Annotated in this window: 4 protein-coding genes; all 4 read right to left on the bottom strand. The window is 62.4% G+C overall.

Annotated features, from left to right (window positions below):
* On the bottom strand, positions 1–778 hold a 778-nt coding region (locus tag QJT82_RS45200), incomplete at its 3' end, for a site-specific integrase (protein WP_281446722.1).
* Positions 779–819: 41 nt separating this feature from the next.
* Positions 820–2325 (bottom strand): IS66 family transposase, encoded by a 1506-nt coding sequence (locus tag QJT82_RS45195; protein WP_334455311.1) that lies wholly within the window; start codon positions 2323–2325, stop codon positions 820–822.
* Between the two features lie 121 nt (positions 2326–2446).
* Positions 2447–2794 carry an IS66 family insertion sequence element accessory protein TnpB gene (gene tnpB / locus QJT82_RS45190; RefSeq protein WP_028344503.1) on the bottom strand — a complete coding sequence of 116 codons (348 nt, stop codon included), beginning with the start codon at positions 2792–2794 and terminating at the stop codon, positions 2447–2449.
* A complete protein-coding gene (locus QJT82_RS45185) occupies positions 2791–3186 on the bottom strand; it encodes a transposase (protein ID WP_016845824.1) in 396 nt (131 codons plus the stop codon). The genes tnpB and QJT82_RS45185 overlap by 4 nt, the downstream gene beginning before the upstream one ends.
* Positions 3187–3342: the final 156 nt, after the last annotated feature.

Below are 3342 nucleotides of genomic sequence, written 5' to 3'. Positions count from 1 at the left end.
CGAGCTTGGCCAGCAACAACAGAATGGCGTAGTCGCGCCGTCCCATCACCGTCTCTCGGTCGCAACCGTCGAGAGCCTTCCGCACCTGAGCGGCAGGCAGATAGGTCGGTAGAGTTGCGAGCTTCCATCGGCGCATCGATGGAACGCAATCCGCCAACGAGCGCGAGTTCAGCCCCCGATGGTGGAGGTAACGGAGAAAGGCACGCAACGACCAGCACATCGCCTTGCCTGTTCCCGGGCTCCAATCCTGGGCGTGGCGCTCAACGTAGCGGATCACGTCCTCTTGGCTGATCTTGCACAGGGCGCCGGCGCCGCCGGAGCACACCTCGTGCAGGAACCTGCGGATGACTGGGAGATGGCGGACGATGGACCTCGGGGCCAAGCCGCGCTCTGATTGCAGGTAGGCATCGAACTCCTTGAAGATCCGTTCGTGCGGGGTGAGAGGCGGTAGCACCAACGGCGCGATCGCGCCTTCCTCGCGCAGCACCGACAGCCATCGCTTGAGCGCAGCTCGGTCACCGGGTTGGATAGACTGCCTCCCGCCTCGATGTCGGAGGTACCGCTCAACGACCTGCTCATCGAGATCGATCAGCTTGTAGCGACGGCCCGCGATCCAACTCAGGAGCCCGCCAACCACGTTGAGGCAACGCCACGTGCCGTGCCGAACGAGCCTCTCTTCGACGAGACGAACGGCGTAGCGCTCGACGAACTGTCCGTGCGGCCCGCTTCTGAGACGCCGGTACAGCCGGCTTCTGCCCAAGTACTCTTCAACTTCCATCTTCCTGTTCTCCGCTGTTGAAAGCGGAGGCACAGAACGAACTATGCCGAACCGACCAAACGCCGGTCAGCGACAAATCTGGGGAAAACGACCCGACTCGGCATAGTTCGGCGGGCGGCATAAACGGCCCTATGCCGCACTCGGCATAGGCAGGTTTCGATCAGGGTATAGACAGCGGCGGCACGATTGCCGCCAGCATCTGAACCGGCGAAGGTCCAATTTCGTCTTCCGACAGCCACACCGCGTAACGCTCGTTCGGCAGCGTTGTTCGAGAGGCAGATGCGGCCATCGTCCAGGAAGCGAGTGAACGCCGCCCAGCGGTTGAGCAGGTAGTTGATCGCCTTTGCAGTATCGTTGCCTGATGAGAGCAAGGTTCGCTGCTGGCGCATCCAGATTTCGAGATCGGCGACGATCGGCCTCGACTGATCACGACGTGCCGCAAGCCGCTGTTCCGGCGTTTTGGCGTTGATGGTGCGCTCGATCTCGAACAGGATATCGATGCGCCGCACCGCCTCGCTGGCAATCGGCGCCTCTCCAGATTTCGCCAGGTCGAAGAACTTTCTGCGGCCGTGGCTCCAACAGGCCGCTTCCAGGATCGGAGCCGGCTTCCTTTGGGCCTTGTAGAGCTGGTTATATCCATCGAAGGCATCGGCCTGCATGAGGCCCACATAGCCGGCAAGATGGCTTTGCGGATGCTCTCCAGCCCGGTTGCGTGAGTAGTAGAACAGGGCCGCCGGCGGATCCGTGCCGCCAAACGGCCGGTCATCGCGAACATAAGTCCAGATCCGGCCGGTAACCGTCTTAAGCTTGGCCAGCACCGGCACCGTCGTATCGTCGGCGTGGATGCGTTCCGCGCTCATGACGTGGATACGGATGGCCTCAATAATGGGAGCGAGTGCTACCACGCAGGCGCCGACCCGATCCGCCAGGGTCGAGACGTCGATCTCGATCCCTTCGCGGGCATAGGTCTTGCTCTGCCGGTTCAACGGCTGATGCAGCAGGAACTTGTTGACCAGCACCATCGCCAGCAGGTTCGGCCCGGCAAAGCCTCGCGGGATCGGATGGGAGGGCGCCGGCGCCTCGGTGATCGCCTCGCAATCTCGGCAGGAGAACTTTTCGCGGACATGCTCGATAATCTTCCAACGCCGCGGCTCGCATTCCAGGGTCTTCGAGACCACCTCGCCGAGCTTGTGCAGCCGCTGGCTGCCGCACTTACCACATGCGCAAGGCGCGGGTTCGACGACGCGCTCGACCGGCAGATTGTCCGGCAACGGACGTCGCGGCGGCCGTGGATTTTGCGCGCGCTTCTCCTTGGCGGCCCCTGGCGCGGCGAGTTCGGCCTTGGTTTCCTGTTCGGCCTGCGTCTCTTCGAGATCCTCGATGGCAAGCTCGAGCTGTTCGACCAGCAGCTTGCCGCGTTCGGAGGATTGCCCGAACTGTTCGCGCCGTGCCTTGGCCAGCATCAGCTTCAGCCGCTCGATTTCCAGTCGACCGACGGTCACTTCGCTCTTCGCCAGCGCCAGTTGTTCGCGCTGCGCAAGGATCATTGCGTGCGCAGCGGCAAGGTCGGCGGGAAGCGGATCGGAAGGCGTTGTCACGAGGGCAACTCAATCATATTCGCCGCTAAAATTCGCGACCGATCTCCCTCGTGAGTCAATAAGCCACAGCTTAACCGGAAGCCTGCGGACGCCAGGTTGCCTGCGGCATTCGCCAGTCAATTCCGGACAGGAGATAGGATAGTTGCGCAACGCTGATCGTCACAACGCCGTCCGCCAGCGATGGCCACAAAAAGCGGCCGCGCTCCAACCGCTTCGTGAACAGACATGCGCCCTGGCCATCATGCCAAATGATCTTGATCAGGTCGCCGCGGCGGCCCCTAAAAACGTAAAGATCACCAGCGTGCGGATCCCGCTTCAAGCTCTCCTGAACCAGACGCGCAAGGCTCGGGAAGCCTCGGCGCATATCGGTATGGCCGGTCGCAAGCCACACCCGCACATTACCCGGTATGGCGATCATCGGCGCTCAAGCACCTCGAGGACCCGCGCCAGCGCCTCCGGGTCGACGTGCGCATCCACCCGGATGCGTCGCCGGTTGCCAAGATCAATCTCGATCAATCCAGTACGCGCGGACGCTACGGAGCGCACCCGGCCGTCACCCGCAGGCAAAAGCTTCGGAGCTTCCTCCACCTCCGTAGCGACGATCTGCACCGGCGCAAAAGATGGTACAACCTGCTCTGATGTCCGTGCTTGTCGACGCCAGGTAAACACCAGGCTGGCTGCGACTCCATTGCGGCGCGCAACCTCAGTCACCTTCGCGCCCGGCACCAACGTCTCCTCGACAATCCGCGCCTTGTCGTCCTGCGACCAGCGCCGCCGCCGCTCCAGTCCGCCCAAAACCTCGACCCGCATCGCCTGATGACCTTAAAGCTAGACTTAAGGCTACACGCTTCGCGAATTACCTCGCGTCACGCAAGACGGCGCCCGTCGGATGCGTAGTGCGCCAGTGAAACTGGCGAAGGATAGTCGATGAAAGTTCGATACAGGAAAGGAGTAGCGACCCACCCT

Source organism: Bradyrhizobium sp. Mp19, from assembly GCF_029952935.1.
GTDB lineage: Bacteria > Pseudomonadota > Alphaproteobacteria > Rhizobiales > Xanthobacteraceae > Bradyrhizobium > Bradyrhizobium elkanii.
Note: the sequence above shows the minus strand (reverse complement) of the source record. Positions and strands in the feature narration are given on the sequence as shown.